Here is a 786-nt window from a genome sequence, read left to right on the forward strand (position 1 = left end):
CGATCTCGCGCGAGATCGCCCGGAACCGTGAGCCGTCCGGGCGGTACCGAGCCAGATCGGCGCACGCAGCCGCCTACCACCGGGCGTCCCGGCCCAAGCCGTCCAAGCTCGCCACCAATCCGTCGCTGCGCGAGACGGTGGAGAAATCCCTGACCGAGCGCCATTCACCCGAGCAGATCGCGGGCCGACTCCGGCTCGATTTCCCCGACGATCCACGGATGCGGGTGAGCACCGAGACCATCTACCAATCGCTCTACCAACCCTCCCGCGGCGGACTCGAACACACCCTCACCCGATCGCTGCGGACCGGACGTGGGCTGCGCCGACCCAGCCGCAAGGCCGGCCAGCGCAAGAATCGGATCCCCGACATGGCCAACATCGCCGACCGCCCCAAAGAAGTGAAAGACCGTGCAGTAGCGGGGCATTGGGAGGGTGACCTCATTATCGGCAAACGGAATCTGAGCGCAATCGGCACACTCGTCGAACGTTCCACCGGCACCGTGATGCTCGTTCATCTGCCCGACGGATACAAGCCCGAGCACACTGCACCCGCGTTGACCGAACAGCTCGAGACGCTGCCCGCGATCCTGCGCCGAACCTTGACGTGGGACCAGGGTTCGGAGATGCGGGACTGGAAGAGCGTCAGCGCGGCCACCGGCATCGACATCTACTTCTGTGATCCCCACGCACCCTGGCAGCGCGGGACCAACGAGAACACGAACGGCATACTCCGTCAGTACTTTCCCAAAGGCTCGGACCTGAGTGCGCACTCGAAAGCGGACCTGG

Annotated in this window: 1 protein-coding gene; it reads left to right on the plus strand. The window is 65.3% G+C overall.

What is annotated here, in order from left to right; all coding sequences use genetic code 11:
• Positions 1-786 (plus strand): IS30 family transposase (locus AZG88_RS32985; protein ID WP_061700233.1); only part of this gene is annotated, 786 nt, incomplete at both ends.

The organism is Rhodococcus sp. LB1, from assembly GCF_001583455.1.
GTDB lineage: Bacteria > Actinomycetota > Actinomycetes > Mycobacteriales > Mycobacteriaceae > Rhodococcus_F > Rhodococcus_F opacus.